We start from the raw sequence: 20,434 nt of genomic DNA, 5'->3' as shown, positions 1-20,434 counted from the left end.
GTTCTTTTATTGACTGGGATTAATGGAATCATTATTCAACGGCGGGTGTTCAGCCTGAATAATCTTGGTTTTGTTTGAGGCAAAAGTAGAAGGTTTATTTGTATTTTGAGATGCGTAGAAGTTATCCCAAATAAGTCGTGGATCAAAACTTAACGATGCAAACATGGTTAACACCACAACCGCACCAAAAGCGATCGAACCCGGCCCTGCTAAAATGGTAGCAAGCGATTGGATCTGAATGAGCGCTGTTAAGAGTGCCACCACAAATACGTCAATCATTGACCAACGGCCGATAAACTCGACAACTCGATATAATTTAACGCATTGTTCAGGTAAAAACTTCCATGCTGAAGATTGTTGAAGATATACCGCCACCAATAAAAAATACAAAATCAGTAGCTTTAGCATGGGAATAAAAATACTGGCCATGAAAATGACCGCTGAAACCAGATAGTCTCCACTTTGCCAAAAGTAAATGACCCCACTCATGATGGTATCTTGCTGACTACCCAACAGTGAGTCAGTCACCGTCATTGGAAGTACATTGGCGGGAATATAGAGAATGGTCGCAGCCACCACTAAAGCAAAAGTTCGATTTAAACTCGCTGGCTTACGTGAATGCAGCACGCTATTACAACGAATACAACGTAAAACTTGATGGCTTTTATCTCGTCGTTTTTTTCCATTTTGAGCAGAATTTACGACGCCACAGCAATGACACACAATTAATGAGAGATCTTTGGCTCTTGGGTATTGCTTAAGCATTGACCCTTGCTGCGAGCTTTGTGTTTGGGTCACATTTTTTATCGTTTTCATGGCAGTGACCTATCAATTTCGTTCCATATATCACTCACCTTTATGGAAGTAATATAGACCAACAATACACTTAAAATCGCAAATGCCCATAACGCAATCTCGGGAATCACCAACACCATTCCCATTAACTTCACAAGCGTGACCAAGATTCCAATTAAGAACACCTCAACCATTCCCCACACTCTCATAAAATAAAGTGTACGTAAGGCAAATACTAAAAATGTGGGTCTTTTCTTCAATACGCTTACTGTGCCCAACACATAGGAGAGTAATAAAAGATAGGAAAGTGGCACAATAAAAGTGGTGATTAAAATAAGAATGCCAACAAAAGCCCGATCATAATGAAACATTACCCAGACCGCACCCAGTAAAGTGGTTTCAGAGATGTTGCCCTGCAATTCAATTTTTACGATAGGAAAGCTATTAGCAATAATAAATACGATCAACGCCGTTAAGATTAAAGCCAACAGTGTCGAAAAAGGTTTGGTGTGCCGATAGAGTTCAGCACCGCAGCATAAGCAATAAGCTCTTTTTCCATAAGCAAGCGGTGTTCTACGATAGACAGTATCGCATTCCTCACAACCTGCTAATTCTTTAAGCTTCATAGTTATACTCTGAGATTTATAGTTTTAACTGTGTCACACAAAACTCTTTTTATTACTAAGGTAAATTAAAATATAAATCAATCGAAAAACTACCCAAGTCATCATAAATTTTGAGATGAAAATTATCATGTACTCTTCAATATATTATTGAAACTGCTGAATAATCTGTACAAATTCTGTGGTCAAATTAAAATAGAACCTAAAAGTCAAAGGCTTAAGCTGAGATAACCCAGTTTTATGACCAACATATCTTAGATCGGCATGTGACAGCACGAAACCATCAAAAATTTAGCATTTCTGAACAGTACGGCATGTGAGTCATTGGGAAACCAGTACGAAAGAATAGCGTATTGGTTATACACGCGGACAGAGATTTACTTAAAAATATGAGCAGTCATAGAGTATTTCTAAAGTTTTTTAATACCTATAACCCTCTCTTTTTAATATGATAATTTTAATTAAGATATAAAACAAAAATATTAATCACTTCTATATTCAAATATACATTCCATTTAAGAACAGCAATTTCAAATCTTATATTTTTCTTTAAAAATAAATGTCATTATAAAGATTAATTTAAATATATTAAAAATTAATTTATGCGACATAATTATCAAAAAATTAATTTTAAGTAGATTGTCTTTTAATTTATATAAAAATTAGGACCAGCCTAACAATTAAAAATTAATCACTTAAATATCAATAAAATAAAAACTTGTTTTCAAGATTAGATATAAGCAAGACGCTTTAATTTCATAAAATATTCTTTATATTATTGTAAATAAATTTTATCTATGATTAAAAAATTAATAGTTGATTTAAACACTCAGAATTACCACCACCCCTTGGATCACAAGCATTTTAAACTCATTAATTCTTATAATTAAACTTAAGAAAACCACCAAACTTAAAGGTTTGCTTAAGTAATTTTCATATTGTATTTTAAAAATGAAAAATAAATAAATTTATATATTAAAGATAGATCTAATAATAAAAGTGAGATCAAAATGATTGAATGGTTACAAGGTGTTTTAAAGCACAGCCCCGAAATATTATTGTTCTTATCACTCGCAATAGGCTTCTGGATTGGACAATTCCAGTTTGGAAAGTTTCAGTTTGGCGGAGTCGCAGGCTCCTTACTCGTCGCAGTTGTTTTAAGTCTTATTGGCGTACCTGTCGATAACGGCGTTAAAGCAATTTTATTTGCTCTCTTCATTTACGCAGTCGGCTTTGAAAGTGGTCCACAGTTTTTTAAATCACTGGGTCCACAGTCCATAAAAGAAATTTTATTAGCAGTATTCATGGCAGTGTGTGGTTTAGCCACTGTTTTAGTAATGGCTAAAATTTTTCATCTCGATAAAGGCTTGGCTGCGGGTCTCGCTGCGGGCGGCATGACTCAATCAGCCATTATTGGGACTGCGGGAGATGCAATTTCTAGACTCGATCTCCCACTCGCAGAAATTCAAAGACTTCAGGCAAATGTCGCGATTGGCTATGCGGTCACTTACATTTTTGGTTCATTGGGAGCAATTATTGTCTGTGTGAATATCTTGCCTAAATTTATGGGTAAAGAAATTCACGACGATGCTTTAAAAGCTCAGAGTGAGCGGCTCAAAGGTGCTTTTGAACTCGCACCAGGCCAAGAACTGGCAATGCCGGAAATTGTTGGTCGTATTTATAAAGTTAAACAAGCCAATGGCCAAACTATTGCTGAAATTGAAGCAAAAGAGCCGAGTATTACGATTGAACGGTTAAAACGTAAAGATCAGTTTATTGATGTCGCTCCCGAGCTAACTTTACAAACAGACGATGTCATTTTACTGGTTGGTCGCCGTGCCAGTGTGGTTTCAGTTGCCGAACAAATCGGTAGCGAATTACAGTCATCGCAAGGTATGGAAATGATTATGGATACCAGTGATGTCATCCTAAGAAATTCCAAATATCTCAACCGCACCTTAGGAGACATTAAGGCCAATACGCCTGCGTATTTAAAGCACGGTATTTATGTACTTGCGATTAAGCGTAAGGATGAGCCACAACCTTTAAGTGACGATACTGTTCTACGACAAGGCGATGTGGTCACCGTATACGGAACAAAAAGCGACCTCGACCGCTTGGTGAAAGAAGCAGGTAAAGCCCTACCTGAAAGTTTAAAAACGGACTGGATTTTCCATGGTGCAGGCCTTGTGGTTGGCTTAGTGATTGGTCTTTTTGTGATTCGTTTGGGTGATGTGCCATTAACTCTTGGTGCTGGTGGCGGTGCTTTACTATCAGGTCTTCTGTTTGGTTGGATTCGAAGTCGAAATCAAGTGCATGGCAATATGCCTTTAGCGGCTTCACAGCTTCTTAAAGATTTGGGTCTTGCAGGCTTCGTTGCTGCCGTCGGCTTACAATCAGGTTTACAAGCTATTCAAACCATTAAAGAAAGTGGTCTTTCACTCTTTATGATTGGAGTTGTGGTCACACTCGTTCCTCTCCTACTTTCCATGCTCTTTGCTCGTTATGTTCTGCGTTATGACAACGTTGCAGTGATGGCAGGTGCACTATCCGGTTCACGCAGTGCAAACCCTGCATTTGGGGCAATTTTAGACAAAGCTGGAAACTCGATTCCGACCGTTCCATTTGCAATTACCTATGCCTTGGCAAATGTGTTCTTAACCTTGCTCGGACCACTGATTGTAGGCTTGGCCTGATTTTATACATTGAATTAGAAATTTTATTCATCTCACTATAATTAAGGAGACGTCCCATGGGGAAAGTCGATTATTCTAAATACGCAAAACTCAGCCCATTTGAACTTAAAGATAATTTAATAGAATTAGCTCAAAGCAGAACTGACCGAATGATGTTAAATGCTGGGCGTGGTAATCCGAACTTTCTTGCGACTATTCCACGTCGAGCATTCTTTCAACTGGGTTTGTTTTCTGCGACCGAATCCGAATTTTCATTTTCCTATATGCCGGAAGGTCTAGGTGGCTTCCCTCGCCCCGTTGGACTCCAGTCACGGTTTGATAACTTCATTTTGGAAAACCGTGACAAACCCGGTGTGGTCTTTTTAGGTAAAGCCGTGTCTTATGTGCGCGACCAGTTAGGCTTAGACCCAGATCTTTTTTTACTTGAAATGGTTGAAGGGATTTTAGGCTGTAACTATCCAGTACCAGACCGAATGCTTCGAGTGAGTGAAACAATTATTAAAGAGTACGTCTTACGAGAAATGGGCGTACAAGGCATGCAAAAAAGAGACTTAGATTTGTTTGCGGTCGAAGGCGGAACAGCCGCAATGGCCTATATTTTTAACTCATTAAAAGAAAATAAAATTATAAAAAATGGTGACCGCATTGCCATTGGTAGCCCTATTTTTACGCCATATCTTGAGATTCCAAAACTCAATGACTACCAACTTGAAGAAGTATTAATTGCGGCAGACCCTAAACTCGACTGGCAATATCCAGAGTCGGAGCTTAGAAAGTTAGAAGATCCGTCTATTAAAGCTTTCTTTTTAGTCAACCCAAGTAACCCGCCATCAGTAAAAATGAGCGATGAAGGTCTTGCGATTTTGGCCGATATCGTCAAAAAACGCCCTGATCTGATCATTTTGACAGATGACGTTTACGGTACATTTGCCGATAACTTCAAATCACTATTTGCGATTTGTCCTGACAATACAATTTTGGTTTATTCGTTCTCTAAATACTTTGGTGCGACAGGCTGGCGACTTGGTGTCATTGCACTTTCAAATAACAATGTGCTTGATAAACAAATTGCGAACTTATCGAAAAAAGAGAAGAAAGAGCTTGAAGAGCGCTATTCATCTTTAACTACCGACCCAGCAAGCATTAAATTTATTGACCGCTTAGTTGCAGACAGCCGAAATGTTGCTTTGAACCATACCGCTGGTCTGTCTACCCCGCAGCAAGTTCAAATGGTTTTATTTGCCTTATTTAATATGATGGACTCACGCCAGAGCTATAAAAAAGCAGTTAAATCTGTTGTTCGTGAACGCGACGCAGCACTTTATAGACAGCTTGGTGTCGAGGTTCCAACAGATCCAAATGCTGTGGACTACTACACCCTAGTCAACCTTGAAAATACATCACGTACTCTCTATGGAGATGAGTTTGCCGATTGGGTCATGAAAAATAAAAATCCGACCGAGCTATTATTTAGAGTAGCAGATGAAACAGGAGTGGTTTTATTACCCGGTTCTGGCTTCGGTGTACAGCACCCTTCTGCTCGTGCATCTTTGGCTAACCTGAATGAATATCAATATGCTGCAATTGGTGATTCTTTACGACGCTTTGCGGATGAAGCTTATGCAGAGTATTTAAAAACTAAAAAAGGCAAATAAGCACCTATATACAGTGAGGCTCTAGCAGCCTCACTTTTTTCTTTCTGTTCTTTAATTTGCTATTTCAGTTTTTCAATTTAATGTTTTAATTTAAGCATTTACCTTTAAAAAGTAATCTAGCAACTGATCAGGTTCTTCATTTTGGCTTGAACCTAAAAGCCCAAAAATCGCCCCATCAATCATAAATACAAAAATATCTGACTCTTCATATGTGGCTCTTTTTTTAGATTCTCGCAGAACCCAGAAAATTTCATTTTTAAGCCATCGCCTATAGCGAATTGCGGTTTGATAAGCGTTTGGATAAAGCTGTTTAATTTCAAAAATCGCTTTAAACAACAGGTAATACGCCCCTTTTAAGTCCGCATGTAAAAGGTAAATTTGTCTAAGCTTAAGCGCCAAATCTGGATATTGACGAGATTCGCTCAGTGCCCTCACTCTTTCTTTTAAGTGCTCTTTTTGAACTAGTAGACACATTTCAATTAATCTTTCTTTGGAGTGAAAGTAGTTGTAAAAAGTGGCTTTAGAAATTTTAGTCTCACTAACAATTCGGTCCACCCCGACCTTGTTAAAGCCGTGTTGTTTAAATAAATCTGCTGCTGTATAAAGCGCTCGCGTTGCTCTAAATGAAACTTCTAAATTTTTCATGTATACCGCTTAAAATAATTTTTTGTTGTAAATAGAAGAGATAGAAATGCCGTCACTCTTAAAATGAGTGCTAAATACAGGCATGCAAAAACCGCACAATAATGGTGTGCTCACCTATCTCTGGTTTATTGTTGCTATGTTTTAGTCGTAACGATTCTTAAGGTGTAGAAACCTAAAGTCGATTACATCGTTTTAAAGACTGTTTAAGCGGTATGGGTAGAGAGAATTTGGCAAAGGTTGCCAACGAGAGAGAAGAAATAGTACGCATAACGGCGGACTCCTTTTGATTTAGAAGAGTCTTACCAATTACTGCTAAATAATGGTGGCAAGACTAGAAGGGTTAGCAGACTGGTACAAAAGGAAACCAGCACACCCGAAGGTGTCCCTCCTAGCCTCACCATAAAGGCGTGACTTAAGAGAACGCACAAAAACCAAAACAGCATTGTTGTGCGCCTTTTGTAGACGGTCTGCTAAAACCGACTGGCAATGTAGGCCAGCAGGCAAAGGATAATCGGCAAGGTTTAGAGTGTCAATGTAAGGTTGAATAGAAAATAGTTAAATAATTATTGTTTTTCATTCAATTAGATAGTTAAGCTAAATTCTAATTCAACTTAAATTTAAAGATATACAAATACTGCTAACGAATGGTGGCAAGACGAAAGAAGGTTGACAGACTAGTTAGACCCTAGCACACCCTAAAGTGTCCTACTTCCGTTTTGCCATAAAAAAGAAGGATAATCTTTAATTTTTAGACCGTCAATTTGGTTCCGAACATAAAATATCTCTTTCATTATTATTAAAATTCAATTAGATACTAAAGCTTAATAATAGCGAAGTTCTGCTTTAAAGAAGCTAAACATTTAAACCAAAACCATATTTGCAAACAAAAAATTGATTAAAACAAAAAAGCCAACTCTTTCGAATTAGCCCTAATTACCTCACGACCACGTCTGTGAAAATTGCTTTTGATTTTATTGTTCGCAACAATCTTCATCATTTTTTGTTATGACTTTAAATTAACCTTTCTTTGTGACAATCCGATTAAAAAATCATCCAAAATCTCTCCTAAACAAACTTCATACATAAAATATGTGTTTTGGAGAACTACATCACAATTTATATAGCTGTACATTTTAAAGGCATATTCCGCTAAACGACTAAGTCTATTATGCTTAAGTCATCTAATTGTTAAGTATGTATGATGGAACAGCAAACTTTATTACAAGAACTGAACTCACTCATTGAATACTACTCAAAAAGAACCGATTGCCCGCCTACTCGAATACGCATCGGCTATAGGGCTTATGCAAAATTGATGCAGTGTCCGCCTTTCGCGGATGAAGTGATGAACTCAGCCCTAGATCCAAATAAGCGAAAATATAAAAAGTTAAAAATTAAAATTACCAAAGATGATAATCAGTTGGAACTTGAGTAAATTTTTAAGAGTTCAAAATAAAAAGTTCTTCAACTCTCCTATTTGCGATTTTATTTATATAACTCCCCAGTTAAAGGCACAGCCTTAGAGCATTTATAGTCATTCCGTAAAAGCTCTGCTAAACAAAGCTTTTACAGATATTTTTATACTAATTGAGGCTTTCATTCTCTGAGGTATCTTCCTTATTTAAAATCCGCCCTTCTTGTTTTGGTCGAATCAATGGCGCAGTTGGTCTTGGGTGATGAGTATGTGTATATTGCATACCTACTCCCGCATTGACGTCATCTGCCGCGATTTCAGTTTCAAAACGCTCATTATCCAAATCACGAATTTCCTCGGTAATTCTTTCTACCTCATCTTCATCCACACCAAGCTCTTGCAAAATCACGCCGCCAAACTTAATGGCAGATTCAAACGTTTCACGAATCATAAAGTCCACTTTTTGTTTAACTAAATGCAGTGAATGCTCACGGTCATATGAACGGACTAATAGTTTTGCTAAAGGAAATTCATGGGTGACAAGTTCTACAATTCGATTGGTCGTTTCCTTACTATCTACACACACCACAATCGCTTGTGCTGTTGCAGCACCAGACGCATGCAGAATATCTAAACGGCAACCATCGCCATAATAAATTTTAAAACCAAATTTTTCGGCGTTTCGAATCATGTCGGTATTATTATCAATAATGGTGACATCGACACCTCTTGCTAATAATAATTGACTGGTGACCTGTCCAAAGCGCCCAAAACCGATCATTAAAACACTACCGCTTAGCCCGTCAGCAATGTCGATGTTTTCTAATGAAACCTTCGTTTTTGTTTGAGTAAAACGTTTGAAAATAATACCGACAATTGGGGTCAACACCATTGAAAGCACAACAATAGCGGTTAAGTTAGATTTAACGGTGCTATCAATAACTTGTGCACTTAGCGCAGCCGAGAATAGTACAAAAGCAAACTCTCCACCTTGAGCCATAAGTAAAGCGCGATCCAACGCTTCTGTATGAGGGCTTTTCGTTACTCGGGCGACTATATAAATCATCAGCGCTTTGACAAACATCAGGGCAATTACGCCACTTATAATGAGCTGCCAGTTCTGAGCAACTACCGATAAGTCCAATGACATGCCGACCCCAAGGAAAAAGAGGCCCAGCAAGATTCCACGGAACGGTTCAATATCCGCTTCAATTTGATGTCTAAAGGTTGATTCAGATAAAAGTACACCCGCTAAGAAAGCCCCCATCGCCATAGTCAAACCACTGACTTGCATGAGTAACGCCGCACCCAACACAACCAACAATGCCGCCGCAGTCATGACTTCTCGGGCTTTAGCAGCGGCCAACAGTCTAAATAATGGATTAAGTAACCAATACCCTGCCGCAATAAGCCCTGCAATTGCGATTAAACCAATTCCTATATTTTCTAATCGTACCGACGTGCTTTCGACCACATGATTCGGTGCCATAAAAGCAACAATAGCCAGCAATGGCACAATGAGTAAATCTTCAAATAGTAAGATGGCTACAATCTTTTGCCCACGGGGCTGAGTCAAATCACCCCGATCACCCAATAGCTGCATCACAATTGCAGTCGAGGTTAATACAAACCCTGCGGCACCAATAAAAGCAACTTGCCATGTAAAGCCAAATAACAGCCCAACGCCAGTCAAAGCCAGCGCGCAAATAATAATCTGTAGCGTACCAAGGCCAAAAATTTCGCGTCTAAGACTCCACAAATGTGAGGGTTGCATTTCCAAACCAATCACAAAGAGGTACATCACAATTCCTAACTCGGCAATATGCAAAATTGCGGCAGAATCTTGAAAAAAAGCAAAACCGAATGGGCCAATAATTAGACCCGCAATTAAATAACCAAGTACTGAACCTAAACCAATACGTTTAAAAATAGGAACTGCAATGACAGCAGCCGCCAATAAAACTACAGGGGCAACCAAGCTAATTGAATGTGCTTCTGAGCTCATACATTTCTCATTTTATTTATCTGCAATTTATTCTATGTGAAACGAGGTTTAAGGGCGATTATTAGTTTTGAGAAAAAGCATCCTAAAAATAAAATGGCTTGAGTCATACGAAAATAAAAATTGAGCCTATAAATAGGAATCAAATACTCATGGATAAACACCCATAAAAAAAGCCCTTACGGGCTTTTTTTAATTAAGCAATAAATTTCAACATGAGCTGAATAACCGTTGCATTAATTAAGTCGACAAAGAATGCACCACAAAGTGGAACGATTAAGAAAGCCTTATGTGATGGACCATACATATTGGTAATCGCCTGCATATTTGCAACGGCGGTTGGAGTTGCGCCCATACCGAAACCACAATGGCCTGCTGCTAACACTGCTGCATCATAGTTTTTGCCCATAACGCGGAACGTCACGAATGCTGCATATAAAGCCATCGTAATGGTTTGCGCACCTAAAATTACAACTAACGGGCCAGCTAGGTCGGCAAGTTGCCAAAGTTTTAACGAAAGCAATGCCATGGCTAAATAAAGTGACAAAGACGCATTACCAAATACATCAATCGCACGGTCAAAAATATCAATTTTCAACACGCTTTCTAAAATGTTTCTTAAAATTACGCCACCACCAAGTGCCCAAACGAAAGTTGGTAACTCGAACCAAGTTCCCTTACTAAAACCAGTCATAAATTCAGCAAACGCTAAACATGCTGCAAACATACCCAGTGTAGTAATTGCATTGTCGGCAGTAATTAAACGAACTTGATGCGGGTTTTCAAACGGAGCAAGGTCATCTGAATTTTGTTCAAGATGAGTGTCGCGATTTTGGATTTCAGCATTGGTTTTTGGTTGAGCAAGACTGTAACGATTAATAAGTAGTTTCGCTAACGGCCCGCCAATCACACCACCAATAATCAAACCAAAAGTAGCACTCGCCATACCTAATGCTAAAGCACCCTGAATACCATGCTGACTTTCTAAAATTTCACCCCATGCGCCAGCTGTACCATGACCACCTGTTAAGGTAATTGAACCAGCAATCAAACCAATAAGTGGGTCAAGACCTAATAGTGTCGCAAGACTCATACCAACAGCATTTTGCACAACAATAAATGAGGCTACACAAATTAAGAAGATGATTAAAGCAGTACCACCTTCTTTAAGCTTCATAAAATTGGCACTTAAACCAATTGAAGCAAAGAACACGAGCATAAAGCTGGTTTGTAATTCGCTACTAAAAACAATGCTGTATCCCCACAATGTGTGGACAAGTAAAGAAACTACAGCAGCAACCAAACCACCAGCTACAGGTTCAGGGATATTATAACGTTTTAAAAAATCAATACGATTAACAAGAAAGCGGCCCAACAATAAGACGATAACCGCCGAAATTAGTGTATAAAAACCATTAAAAACAAATTCCATATATACTACTTTCTGATTACATTCCTAATGGATTGTAAAATAATTATATTTTATTTTTTATTATTTAAAAAAAACACAAACAAACTTTACAAAAACCATCTTTATTTAATAATAATCATATAAATCAATTTGTTATTTTGAGTATTTAGTAAAAAAATCACAATGTATCCTCTCTTAAATTTCTATATTGCTTTGATAATTAATTTTTTAAACATTTAAATGCTCAAGCGATGAAATCAAGACATCTGGTTGCCTCAATCTTATTACCGATTTTTTAAGTAAGAGTATGTTGGGCTAAGCTAAGCTCTACTTGATACATTTAAAGAAAAATCCTGTCTTTTGGGTCACTGAACTTCTCCATCATTCACTTTAATATCCTTCAAAGACCAGCTCTTTACTGTTCTGGGCAACATCTTTATAGGTTTTATATTCAATGAGTTTATTGCTTAAAGTTCGTCAGAACGTTCCACAGCTACAATCTATTAAAAAATCTCTTCAGACACGTGCTGGTCAAAAAATACCTCACATGCTGATCAATGCATCAGATCTCTTTTTCAGAGGCCCTCAAATAGCTTTGTCAGGAAAAACACCTTTTGATGTGATTCATAAGCATGAAATCATTACCTTACGCCATTATAAAAATGAGACTGATACCTCTACCCCTAAACACCGCGTACCTTTAGTTATTGTTCCACCACTAGCAGTGAACATGCTCATTTACGATTTGTTCCCTACTCGTAGTTTTGTACGTTTCTTTTTAGCCCAAGGGTTTGATGTTTACTTAATTGACTGGGGCATCCCAACTCGGCACCAAGCAAAATACAACTTCGGTACTTATATTAAAGTTTTCATGCCAGAGATGTTAAAGCAAGTTCGCGCCTACAGTGGTCAACAACAGCTTTCTTTACATGGTTGGAGTTTAGGTGGTGCACTTTCACTCTGCTATACCGCATTGTTTAAAGATAAAGATATTAAAAACCTGATTATTCTCGCCTCCCCTATCGACACACATAAAGCGGGTTATATGGGGAAACTATACGGTAGTCTTACCAAACCTGCCGAATGGGTTCGCAAACATACGCCATTTCGTATTCGTCATCATGTACCAAGTGAAGCATTTCATATTCATGGTTGGCAAAATACCCTTGGTTTTAAATTAACGGATCCGATTGGAAATCTGAAAACATATTGGGAACTTTTTAAGAATCTAGATAACCGAGAGTTTATTGTCGACCATGCAACCTCAAGCTCATTTATCGATAATATGTTGGCCTATCCGGGCGGTGTCATGCGCGATATTATTCTCCGTTTCTGGATTGATAATGAACTGTCTAAAGGTGTAGTTAAATTTGGTGAACTTACCGCCTATCTAAAAGACATTAAATGCTCTGTGTTAGCTGTCGGTGGTAACACAGATATCATTGTCACAGCTGATGCTGTTAAACCACTCATGGATTTAATTAGTAGCCAAGACAAAACATTTAAGGTGGTACCAGGTGGTCATATGGGCGTAGTTTCTGGTAGTCAAGCACCCACTACGGTCTGGCCAGAAGTAAGTACTTGGTTAGCTACTCGTTCAGAATAATTAATTCAAAATCAGTAAAGCCAGTGTAGTCAGTTCTATGCTGGCCATAATTCAAATTTTATAAATCTGATATTCTAGTTTCATTTATATTGCAGTAGTTTTTTCTCTTAATTCAAAAGCAGCTCATTACTAGATGACACAAAAATATAAATATAATTTCCTCACTATTAATCACATTAAAAACCCTTCAACACATAAATTTTATTTATTAGAAATATAATTTAATAAAACAATATTTTATCAAATGTTAAAATTTTTTAAATAAATTAATTTTCTCTTATTAATATTTATAAATTTTAAGAAAAGTACCTCTTAAAGTTGATGTTACTTTTTGTTATTTATGTAAAGCTCATCTAAACAATATACTTACTTAAGTTATTGTTAAACAAATTTTTTTATAAATTTAATTTTGTAAAATTCGATCATTATTTATACAAATGTAGGCAATCTCTCACAATTATGTAAGCCAAAGCTTACAACTCAAATGATTGTTTTTCTTATAATTAATTTCAGTACATATAAGCACTCTTTACTATTAAATAGAAAGCTGAATATTAATAAAGAGATCTGGAGAAAATGATAAAGTCATCTTTATTAATATAAAAACTCTTAATAATAGAAAAAGAATCTCAAAAATTAATATGTACTATCTTTCCTCTGGAAACAGAGGAAAGATACTTTTTTAATCATCAGATAGGGTATAGAAAATGTTTATTGCAAAAAATATATTTGTATATTTACTATCAATGTTAGCTTTATGCTTACTGATTATTTTCTTTAATTACATAGGAATGAACGAGACGATTAATCTTCTTCTCTCTTCTGCACTGTTTGGAATATTTATTACTTGGTATTTTAAAGGTAGTGGACTCTGTCTCGCCCTATTTAGCTTTTTTTATTGGGCTATGTTTGTCATTAGTCAAAGTTTAGAAGTGATATGGATGCTCGCAAGTTCAGTTATTGTATATTTAGTCATGACTAAAATATTACCTAAACTCAAGACCATCCATATTGGCGTGATAGCCAAATAGCTAAAACGGTTTCACCCCACGATTCACCATACCCACTTTCTTAACTGTGTTAATTTTAGTTTGTTCGGCAATGACTAATTCATTGATGAAAGCTTTTAAGTTTTGCTCATCAAGACGAATAGGATTAAAAGTACTTTCTCCCATTTTTAGAAAGAAAGATTCGATATTTGTATTACGTTGTACATATTTCATTGACCATCGTTGAAACGAGTTTTGTTCAATGGAATATGTACACAACCATTTAACATTGTGGTGTCTTTCATCATTTGTAATTTTTTCAAATAATCGTTCAACCACCTCTCGCTCACCTTCCAAGCATTGAAAGAAAGCATTATCGGCATAATAGAGCACCCCACAGATCTGATTCAAATCATTGAAATCTCGTGCTTCTGTCAAAATATCACGTAAATCTTGCAACAAGTCTTCATTTTTTTCGTTCCGTTGACTGGCATAACACAGGCGAACGTTCATTAGCAATTCCGTGAAATATAAAATTTCTTTATTTAAAGATTTTTTAATCTACCATATCTCTATTACTAATAATTTATATTTCACACATATTCTAAAGTTTATATTAAAAATATGTTTGATTATTAACTATAAGAGCTTAATAACTAATGATTTATATTCACAAGAAAATAAAAAGCCCTTCTATTGAGGGCTTTTAATGCTCTAAAAGAACAATGAATTTTTTTAAAAGCTAAAACAAAAAAAGCACTAAAAAGTGCTTTTTTTTGTTTGCTGTATATTATTGTGGAATAATATTTACAGCATTTGGGCCTTTTTGCCCTTGAGTAACGGTAAATGTTACGCGTTGACCTTCATGCAAAGTTTTGAAACCAGAACCTGCGATTTCTTTGAAGTGAGCGAACACATCTGGACCGTTGTCTTGTTGAATGAAACCAAAACCTTTAGTTTCGTTAAACCACTTTACTGTACCACTTACTGTATTAGACATGATATATCCTACTGATTTCTAATATTTTAGAATCATTAAATAATGACCCTATCATAACTTTGAAAAAAGAATAACAAATTGAGCTTAATATCTTAAAAAACGAAGGATTATGACTAAAACTACGATACTTAAAAGAAGATTTACTAACAAGTCTTTTTTCTAGTTAACTGAATAATACAGGAAATAAATTTGTATTCAAGGCTTTTATATAAATAATTTCAATAAATTATAGTAAATAAATACAAAACAATAAGTTAGGTAAAAATCTCAGCAAATTCAATATATTCCCTGCTTAAATAATAACTTATTTTGGTAAATATTCTTGAAAACACAAGTTAAAAAAAGATTGCTTAGAAAATAGCTTGATTCAAAATAAAAAGAGTTATTTTTAAATTGAAATAATTTAATTTAAAAACTTTAGATAATAAAAAAACTCCTAAATAGGAGCCTTATTTTATTTGATGGCAGAGGATCAAGGACTCGAACCTTGACGAACGGTTTTGGAGACCGTCATGCTACCATTACACCAATCCTCTATATTCATGATTAAACACTCAAGATTTAATCACAAAAAAAGCAAGATCATAATCTTGCTTTTTTAATGGTGGGGGCGAAGAGACTCGAACTCTTACACCTTGCGGCGCTGGAACCTAAATCCAGTGCGTCTACCAATTTCGCCACGCCCCCATCTGGGACATTTATTTAAAATAAATGTGGCAGAGGATCAAGGACTCGAACCTTGACGAACGGTTTTGGAGACCGTCATGCTACCATTACACCAATCCTCTTCCAAGATCTAGATGACTTAACATCTACATCAAACTTTAAGTTATTAACTTAAAGTGGTGGGGGCGAAGAGACTCGAACTCTTACACCTTGCGGCGCTGGAACCTAAATCCAGTGCGTCTACCAATTTCGCCACGCCCCCGATGGCTGTGTATATTAGCGATAAGATCTGACAGTGACAAGTGTTTTTTTTCTAAAAAAAACTAACCGTGTAAATTGTATACAGATACTAGATCAATGATTTTTATCAATTTGAATCTGTTTTAAGCAATTTATTGCTTCATCAGCATTTGAAAATCGATTTTGCTGCCGTTTTTGTAATAAACCTGCAAGTAAGGAATAAAAAATCAAAAACTGCGCGGGTAATTGAATGGTTAAATTTTGACAGTGCAAGATTGCCCAATCACGATAACTACCTGCTTCTAAGCGAGTTTGTGTTAACCATTCATATAGAACGATGCCAAATGCATATAAATCGCTTTGTATTCCCTTATGCCCTCCTCTAAATAGCTCAGGAGCCATATAACGAGGTGTTGCATCCATGACTGTATCGCAACTTAAGATAGATCTCGCTTTTTCAAAATCAATTAGATAAGGCTTTTGCTGAAACTTTCTAAAATGCTCTGCCTTAACGTCTCCATGAATCCAGCCAAGTTCGTGAAGTTCTGCAAGCTTATTTATTGCGAACCAAATCTTACGATATATATCAGTTAAATCACTTTCATGAGTCAATGAACCGAACCACACATCACTATCAGGTAAAATAAAAACCTTACCCAAAGAATGGCCTAGCTGAGGAATTAAACTGACCTCAATCAATTTATAAGGTAAAAGCCATGCAGGTTTTTTAAGGTGAATTTCTTTATAAAATAGTTGCTCATGCATGAAATCTTGCTCACTTTGAGCATGGGTTTCAGGCAAATGATATTTTAACCAGTAATTCTTGGTATCTATGGTACATGTCCATAAACACCGCCCTAACGCTGCACTTGTTGGCTTTGTTACACATGTCAAGTTTTCTATATGCGAAGCAAAATCATGCTTCAGCATAGTAAAACTCAGGCTGTTGTTTCTTTTCTTCAAAGCGCAAAACTTCTAAACAATGCTGAATTGTCTTACCAATACGAGCATGGGTCTCAATTGAAGAAATTTTTGGCCAAGTTGCACGTTCCCCTTCTCTTTGCAAACGCTTAAACAGATGCGGACGCGGGTTTTGCAAAGTATAGGTATAGTGACTTAGGCTATATTTAGCAATGATATTTACATCACCATAATAACGCTGTCCCATTACGCCATAGCCATGATCTAACAATCTTCTAACTGGAGATATAGAACCAAGTCGTTGACGCGTAAAATCCATGATACCCATTGATAGTACTTTACCTTGGCGTCTTAGAATTCTTTCAGGCCAACTTAAAACGTCTTTACGGAAGCGATCCGCATCATTTTGCATAAATGGAACAATATGTGGGTTAACCTGACTCGCAATCGTGTAGTTTAAGTTATAAAGCCGCGCCATTCTTTCTTGCGGGAAATCGCTTCTTACACTTCCATCTACCCACTTTGTATTTGCCATATAAGGTGTATGTTCACCATCATAACGTTTACTGGTTAAACGTACCGGTGGGAATAAAATTGGCACGGCACATGAAGCCAATACCGCACTCCACACCAAAACATTCGGCGTCATAATGGCGTTCATAATTCTTGGGTTTTCTGTTGCATCATACGGCGCTACCGCCACATTAATGTTTAAACCTGATTTTTTGAAAGCCTCTTCAAACGTAAGATCACCTAAATTCTCAATAAGGAATTTTTTCAAATACTGAACATCGGCAATTCCACCATTGCCTTTAATGAGTTCACGGAATTTTCTAAAATGAAAAGCATCACTAAAAAATTGCTCACCATTTAATAAGTTTTGGATATCTTCACTAGCAGAGGTTCCAAGCATACCTGTCATAATTGCCCCTGCACTTGAGCCAGAGAGCACTTTAGGCATTAAGTCTTGTTCAATTAAAGCTTTACACACACCTGTATGAAAAAGGCCTAAAGTCGCCCCACCCGAAAACATAAGTGCAGGTTGTCCATATGCCTTTTCACAGTTTTCAAAAAACTCTATTTTTTCTTTTCTTTGAAACGTAATACATTCACTTGAAGCGATGTAAGCCAAACTTTGGCTAACTTCTTCGATATAGTCTTCAATTAACTTTTTTGTACCGACATGTGTTGCGGCAAAAAGCATTGGATGACCAATATTTGCAATATCGTAAGTTAGACCCTCTTTAAGTAAATAGATGAGGTCTAATGTCCGATGTTGCTGACGATATCTTTTGAGCAAAGTGTATCGATAAGAAATCAGTTCGGCATCGAAGTAAGGTGAACTATTATCAAATTTCCACTCTTGCACACCCGTTTCTTCATCTAATTTTAATGCAAAAGACTTCCATTCTTCATAAGATTCAGCCATGTCTAATTGACGTTGTAATTTTTTGATACGGTAAGCCTGATGTGGATTCATATCACTTCGTATTTTTTCAAACATATTTCGTCCTCATCTTCACAGATGATTTTACTGAATAGACATCACAACACTATGCTCGGTCTGAACATTTCAATCAATTGCAAAACCGATAAAGTGGATAGGTAATAAGTTTTTTGTCAGCCTGTTAATTTCGGTGTTAGTATCCTATCAAACACTGTTTAACATGATTGACTTACCATGGCTACCATTGATTTACCGGACAATTTAGTTCAAACATTATCACTTGTATTAAATCAGTTACAGCAAGTCTTGCCTGAGCCTCGACAAGAAACAGATTTTACTGCACCTGCTTTTAGATGGGAAAATCAGCAACTTAATGCCATCTATACGCCAAAAAATATTTATCTTGATGACTTAAAAGGCATTGAGCGTCAAAAAGAAAAAATTATTCAAAATACTTTGCAATTTTTAAATGGCCTACCAGCGAATGATGTGCTGTTAACAGGCTCACGTGGTACAGGAAAATCATCTATTGTTCGTGCTTTATTAACTGAGTATGCCCCTCAAGGATTACGTTTAATTGAAATTGAACGTGATGATTTATCAGACTTACCCAAAATTCAAAAACTCATTCAAAATCGCCCTGAAAAATATATCGTCTATTGTGATGACTTGGCTTTTAACGCGGAAGATGAAAATTACCGTAGTCTAAAAAGTGTATTAGATGGTTCATTACAGTCAGGTTCAAGTAATTTTATTATTTATGCAACCAGTAACCGTCGCCACCTGTTACCAGAATTCATGCATGAAAATACACCTGTAACTAAGGTCGATGTTCCCCAATATACTGAACTACATCCACAAGAAGCGATTGAGGAAAAGATCTCTTTGTCGGATCGGTTTGGTCTATGGCTATCTTTTTATCCAATGGATCAAAACCTATATTTAGAAATCGTTGAGCATTATCTTGATAAAGCAAACATGCCTTTCAATGATGAAGTTCGTGCAGAAAGTCTACGTTGGTGTCAGATGCGGGGTCAGCGCTCTGGTCGAGCGGCTTATCAGTTTTCTAAGCATTGGATTGGTTTAAACGCATTAAAAGATTTGTCTAACAATTAAATAAAATGTCCCGCAAAGCCTTAGCTTTGGCCTATAAACCGCTTAGCTTTGGCAGTTGTTTTTCATAACCTAAAACAAAGATAGCCCTTCTTTAGGTTTATATATGAAAAAGCAATTGCCAAAAATTTCTACAACAAGTAAAGCGCTTGCTAAAAGTTTATTACTTGCACAAGGCGTTTTAGACCAAGCAAAAAAATATTCAACTCTTCCTTTTACTCAAGCCCATATCATCCGTCCACGAATTGACGAAAAATATTATAGCTGGACACATTACGGTATCTTTTTCCCACTTTTACCAGAGCCGCATCGTTACTTAAATATTATGATTTTAATCGGTACACCAGGTGCACTTGCTTTTGACCATGATGACATCATTACTGGAAATCCTAGAAAAACAGCTACATTCTTTTCAAGCACAGCTGCTCTGGAACAAGCTTTACTAAAGGCCTATGTCATTCCCGAAGATACAAAAATTAATAAAGATGGGAGCTTAATAGAACTAGGTCAAGAAATTTCAATTCAAGGTAAATTCCCTCAAATTCACATTAATGGTCATTATGATGGATTTGATTTCGACTTTGATATCGATATTACTTCACATGTTTCATGGTTTATAAAAACACCAATCTATGATCATTTTAGCTTATTGGCAAAGTTTAAAGGTTTTCTAAGCTATCAAGCAGAACGCATTGAAAGCCAAGGACTCTGCACTTACGAATATGCTCGAGCAGTTGGTCCTCACTCCATCACAAACAAACTTATTCCTGATGTATATAAACTGCCACTTGATTTTTTCACTTATCAAATCATCAATTTAAATGAAACCACTCAACTTCTTCTTACCAAAGCCGATATTGCAGGACAAACAGCTGCATATACCCTGCATATTCGACATCTGGACCAGCCAGCTGAAATTTATACAGATGTAAGCTTTGATATTATTTCGCATCAAGTTGATGACTTTGTTTCACCTACTGGGCATAAAATGCGACTTCCAAAATATTTTTCTTGGATCGCTAGAAATGATGCAAAGCAAATTATCTTAAACATTCAGGCAGAAATTGACTGCCCATTCCGCTATGGTCATGGGCGAGGTTATGCGAGTAGCTATATATTTACAGGTCATTATTTTGGTAATGAAGTACAAGGCCGCGGTTATATCGAATACATTGATATCGAAAACCAACAGGCCTTTGACGATGAATAAT

At 36.6% G+C, this 20,434-nt stretch carries 16 protein-coding genes and 4 tRNA genes; 7 read left to right on the top strand and 13 right to left on the bottom strand.

The annotated features are described in order from the left end of the window. Positions 1-6 precede the first annotated feature (6 nt). Both ACYU0V_RS06190 and ACYU0V_RS06185 read right to left on the bottom strand, forming a co-directional pair. The gene (locus ACYU0V_RS06190; RefSeq protein WP_461849421.1) at positions 7-816 is read right to left on the bottom strand and encodes a paraquat-inducible protein A; all 810 of its coding nucleotides are present in this window, start codon (positions 814-816) and stop codon (positions 7-9) included. Then, positions 813-1,421: a paraquat-inducible protein A gene (locus ACYU0V_RS06185; protein WP_032005371.1), complete on the bottom strand. Its 609-nt coding sequence runs from the start codon at positions 1,419-1,421 to the stop codon at positions 813-815. The genes ACYU0V_RS06190 and ACYU0V_RS06185 overlap by 4 nt, the downstream gene beginning before the upstream one ends. A 1,007-nt stretch (positions 1,422-2,428) precedes the next feature. Here ACYU0V_RS06185 and aspT point away from each other — a divergent pair. Together aspT and ACYU0V_RS06175 are read left to right on the top strand one after the other, a co-directional pair. Beyond that, entirely contained in the window at positions 2,429-4,114 is a 1,686-nt protein-coding gene (gene aspT, locus ACYU0V_RS06180) for an aspartate-alanine antiporter (protein ID WP_461849419.1), read from the top strand. A gap of 56 nt (positions 4,115-4,170) precedes the next feature. After that, on the top strand, positions 4,171-5,769 hold the full coding sequence (locus ACYU0V_RS06175; protein WP_005073522.1) for a bifunctional aspartate transaminase/aspartate 4-decarboxylase: 1,599 nt from the start codon (positions 4,171-4,173) through the stop codon (positions 5,767-5,769). Between the two features lie 90 nt (positions 5,770-5,859). Here the strand turns inward: ACYU0V_RS06175 and ACYU0V_RS06170 are convergent, their stop codons facing one another. Next, positions 5,860-6,414 carry a TetR/AcrR family transcriptional regulator gene (locus ACYU0V_RS06170; RefSeq protein ID WP_461849418.1) on the bottom strand — a complete coding sequence of 185 codons (555 nt, stop codon included), beginning with the start codon at positions 6,412-6,414 and terminating at the stop codon, positions 5,860-5,862. 1,201 nt (positions 6,415-7,615) lie between these two features. On the opposite strand from ACYU0V_RS06170, the gene ACYU0V_RS06165 reads away from it, so the two are divergent. Then, positions 7,616-7,849, top strand: a complete 234-nt coding sequence (locus ACYU0V_RS06165) for a hypothetical protein (protein ID WP_016806139.1) — start codon at positions 7,616-7,618, stop codon at positions 7,847-7,849. Between the two features lie 148 nt (positions 7,850-7,997). On the opposite strand, the gene ACYU0V_RS06160 is transcribed toward ACYU0V_RS06165, so the two are convergent. Together ACYU0V_RS06160 and gltS are read right to left on the bottom strand one after the other, a co-directional pair. Then, positions 7,998-9,833 (bottom strand): monovalent cation:proton antiporter-2 (CPA2) family protein, encoded by a 1,836-nt coding sequence (locus ACYU0V_RS06160; RefSeq protein WP_461849417.1) that lies wholly within the window; start codon positions 9,831-9,833, stop codon positions 7,998-8,000. Positions 9,834-10,026: 193 nt separating this feature from the next. Next, the gene (gltS, locus tag ACYU0V_RS06155) at positions 10,027-11,262 is read right to left on the bottom strand and encodes a sodium/glutamate symporter (protein ID WP_014207191.1); all 1,236 of its coding nucleotides are present in this window, start codon (positions 11,260-11,262) and stop codon (positions 10,027-10,029) included. A gap of 433 nt (positions 11,263-11,695) precedes the next feature. Here gltS and ACYU0V_RS06150 point away from each other — a divergent pair, with 433 nt between their 5' ends. After that, a complete protein-coding gene (locus ACYU0V_RS06150; RefSeq protein ID WP_063099205.1) occupies positions 11,696-12,847 on the top strand; it encodes an alpha/beta fold hydrolase in 1,152 nt (383 codons plus the stop codon). Between the two features lie 707 nt (positions 12,848-13,554). Continuing rightward, positions 13,555-13,878 carry a hypothetical protein gene (locus ACYU0V_RS06145; protein WP_005073518.1) on the top strand — a complete coding sequence of 108 codons (324 nt, stop codon included), beginning with the start codon at positions 13,555-13,557 and terminating at the stop codon, positions 13,876-13,878. Here ACYU0V_RS06145 and ACYU0V_RS06140 read toward each other — a convergent pair whose 3' ends face one another. From ACYU0V_RS06140 to ACYU0V_RS06105, 8 genes are all read right to left on the bottom strand, one after another. Further along, complete coding sequence (locus ACYU0V_RS06140) at positions 13,879-14,349, bottom strand: AnBLUF65 family BLUF photoreceptors (RefSeq protein WP_005073517.1); 471 nt, start codon at positions 14,347-14,349, stop codon at positions 13,879-13,881. It lies immediately after the preceding gene. A 277-nt stretch (positions 14,350-14,626) separates the two neighbouring features. After that, entirely contained in the window at positions 14,627-14,836 is a 210-nt protein-coding gene (locus ACYU0V_RS06135; RefSeq protein WP_002115279.1) for a cold-shock protein, read from the bottom strand. Between the two features lie 462 nt (positions 14,837-15,298). Further along, positions 15,299-15,372: transfer RNA gene (locus tag ACYU0V_RS06130), tRNA-Trp, on the bottom strand. Positions 15,373-15,438: 66 nt separating this feature from the next. After that, positions 15,439-15,523, bottom strand: a tRNA-Leu gene (locus tag ACYU0V_RS06125). 27 nt (positions 15,524-15,550) lie between these two features. Continuing rightward, positions 15,551-15,624: transfer RNA gene (locus tag ACYU0V_RS06120), tRNA-Trp, on the bottom strand. A 55-nt stretch (positions 15,625-15,679) separates the two neighbouring features. Continuing rightward, positions 15,680-15,764: transfer RNA gene (locus tag ACYU0V_RS06115), tRNA-Leu, on the bottom strand. Positions 15,765-15,856: 92 nt separating this feature from the next. Continuing rightward, positions 15,857-16,672 (bottom strand): protein kinase domain-containing protein, encoded by an 816-nt coding sequence (locus ACYU0V_RS06110; RefSeq protein WP_461849415.1) that lies wholly within the window; start codon positions 16,670-16,672, stop codon positions 15,857-15,859. Further along, complete coding sequence (locus tag ACYU0V_RS06105) at positions 16,659-18,167, bottom strand: DUF3336 domain-containing protein (protein WP_032055530.1); 1,509 nt, start codon at positions 18,165-18,167, stop codon at positions 16,659-16,661. Before ACYU0V_RS06105 ends, ACYU0V_RS06110 begins: the two co-directional genes overlap by 14 nt. Before the next feature lie 177 nt (positions 18,168-18,344). Between ACYU0V_RS06105 and ACYU0V_RS06100 the strand changes: the two genes are divergently transcribed. Together ACYU0V_RS06100 and ACYU0V_RS06095 are read left to right on the top strand one after the other, a co-directional pair. Continuing rightward, on the top strand, positions 18,345-19,226 hold the full coding sequence (locus ACYU0V_RS06100; protein ID WP_032052273.1) for an ATP-binding protein: 882 nt from the start codon (positions 18,345-18,347) through the stop codon (positions 19,224-19,226). A gap of 103 nt (positions 19,227-19,329) precedes the next feature. Beyond that, a complete protein-coding gene (locus ACYU0V_RS06095) occupies positions 19,330-20,433 on the top strand; it encodes a DUF6670 family protein (protein ID WP_461849413.1) in 1,104 nt (367 codons plus the stop codon). Position 20,434 lies beyond the last annotated feature (1 nt).

It is taken from the genome of Acinetobacter sp. X9 (genome assembly GCF_054889255.1).
Note: the sequence above shows the minus strand (reverse complement) of the source record. Positions and strands in the feature narration are given on the sequence as shown.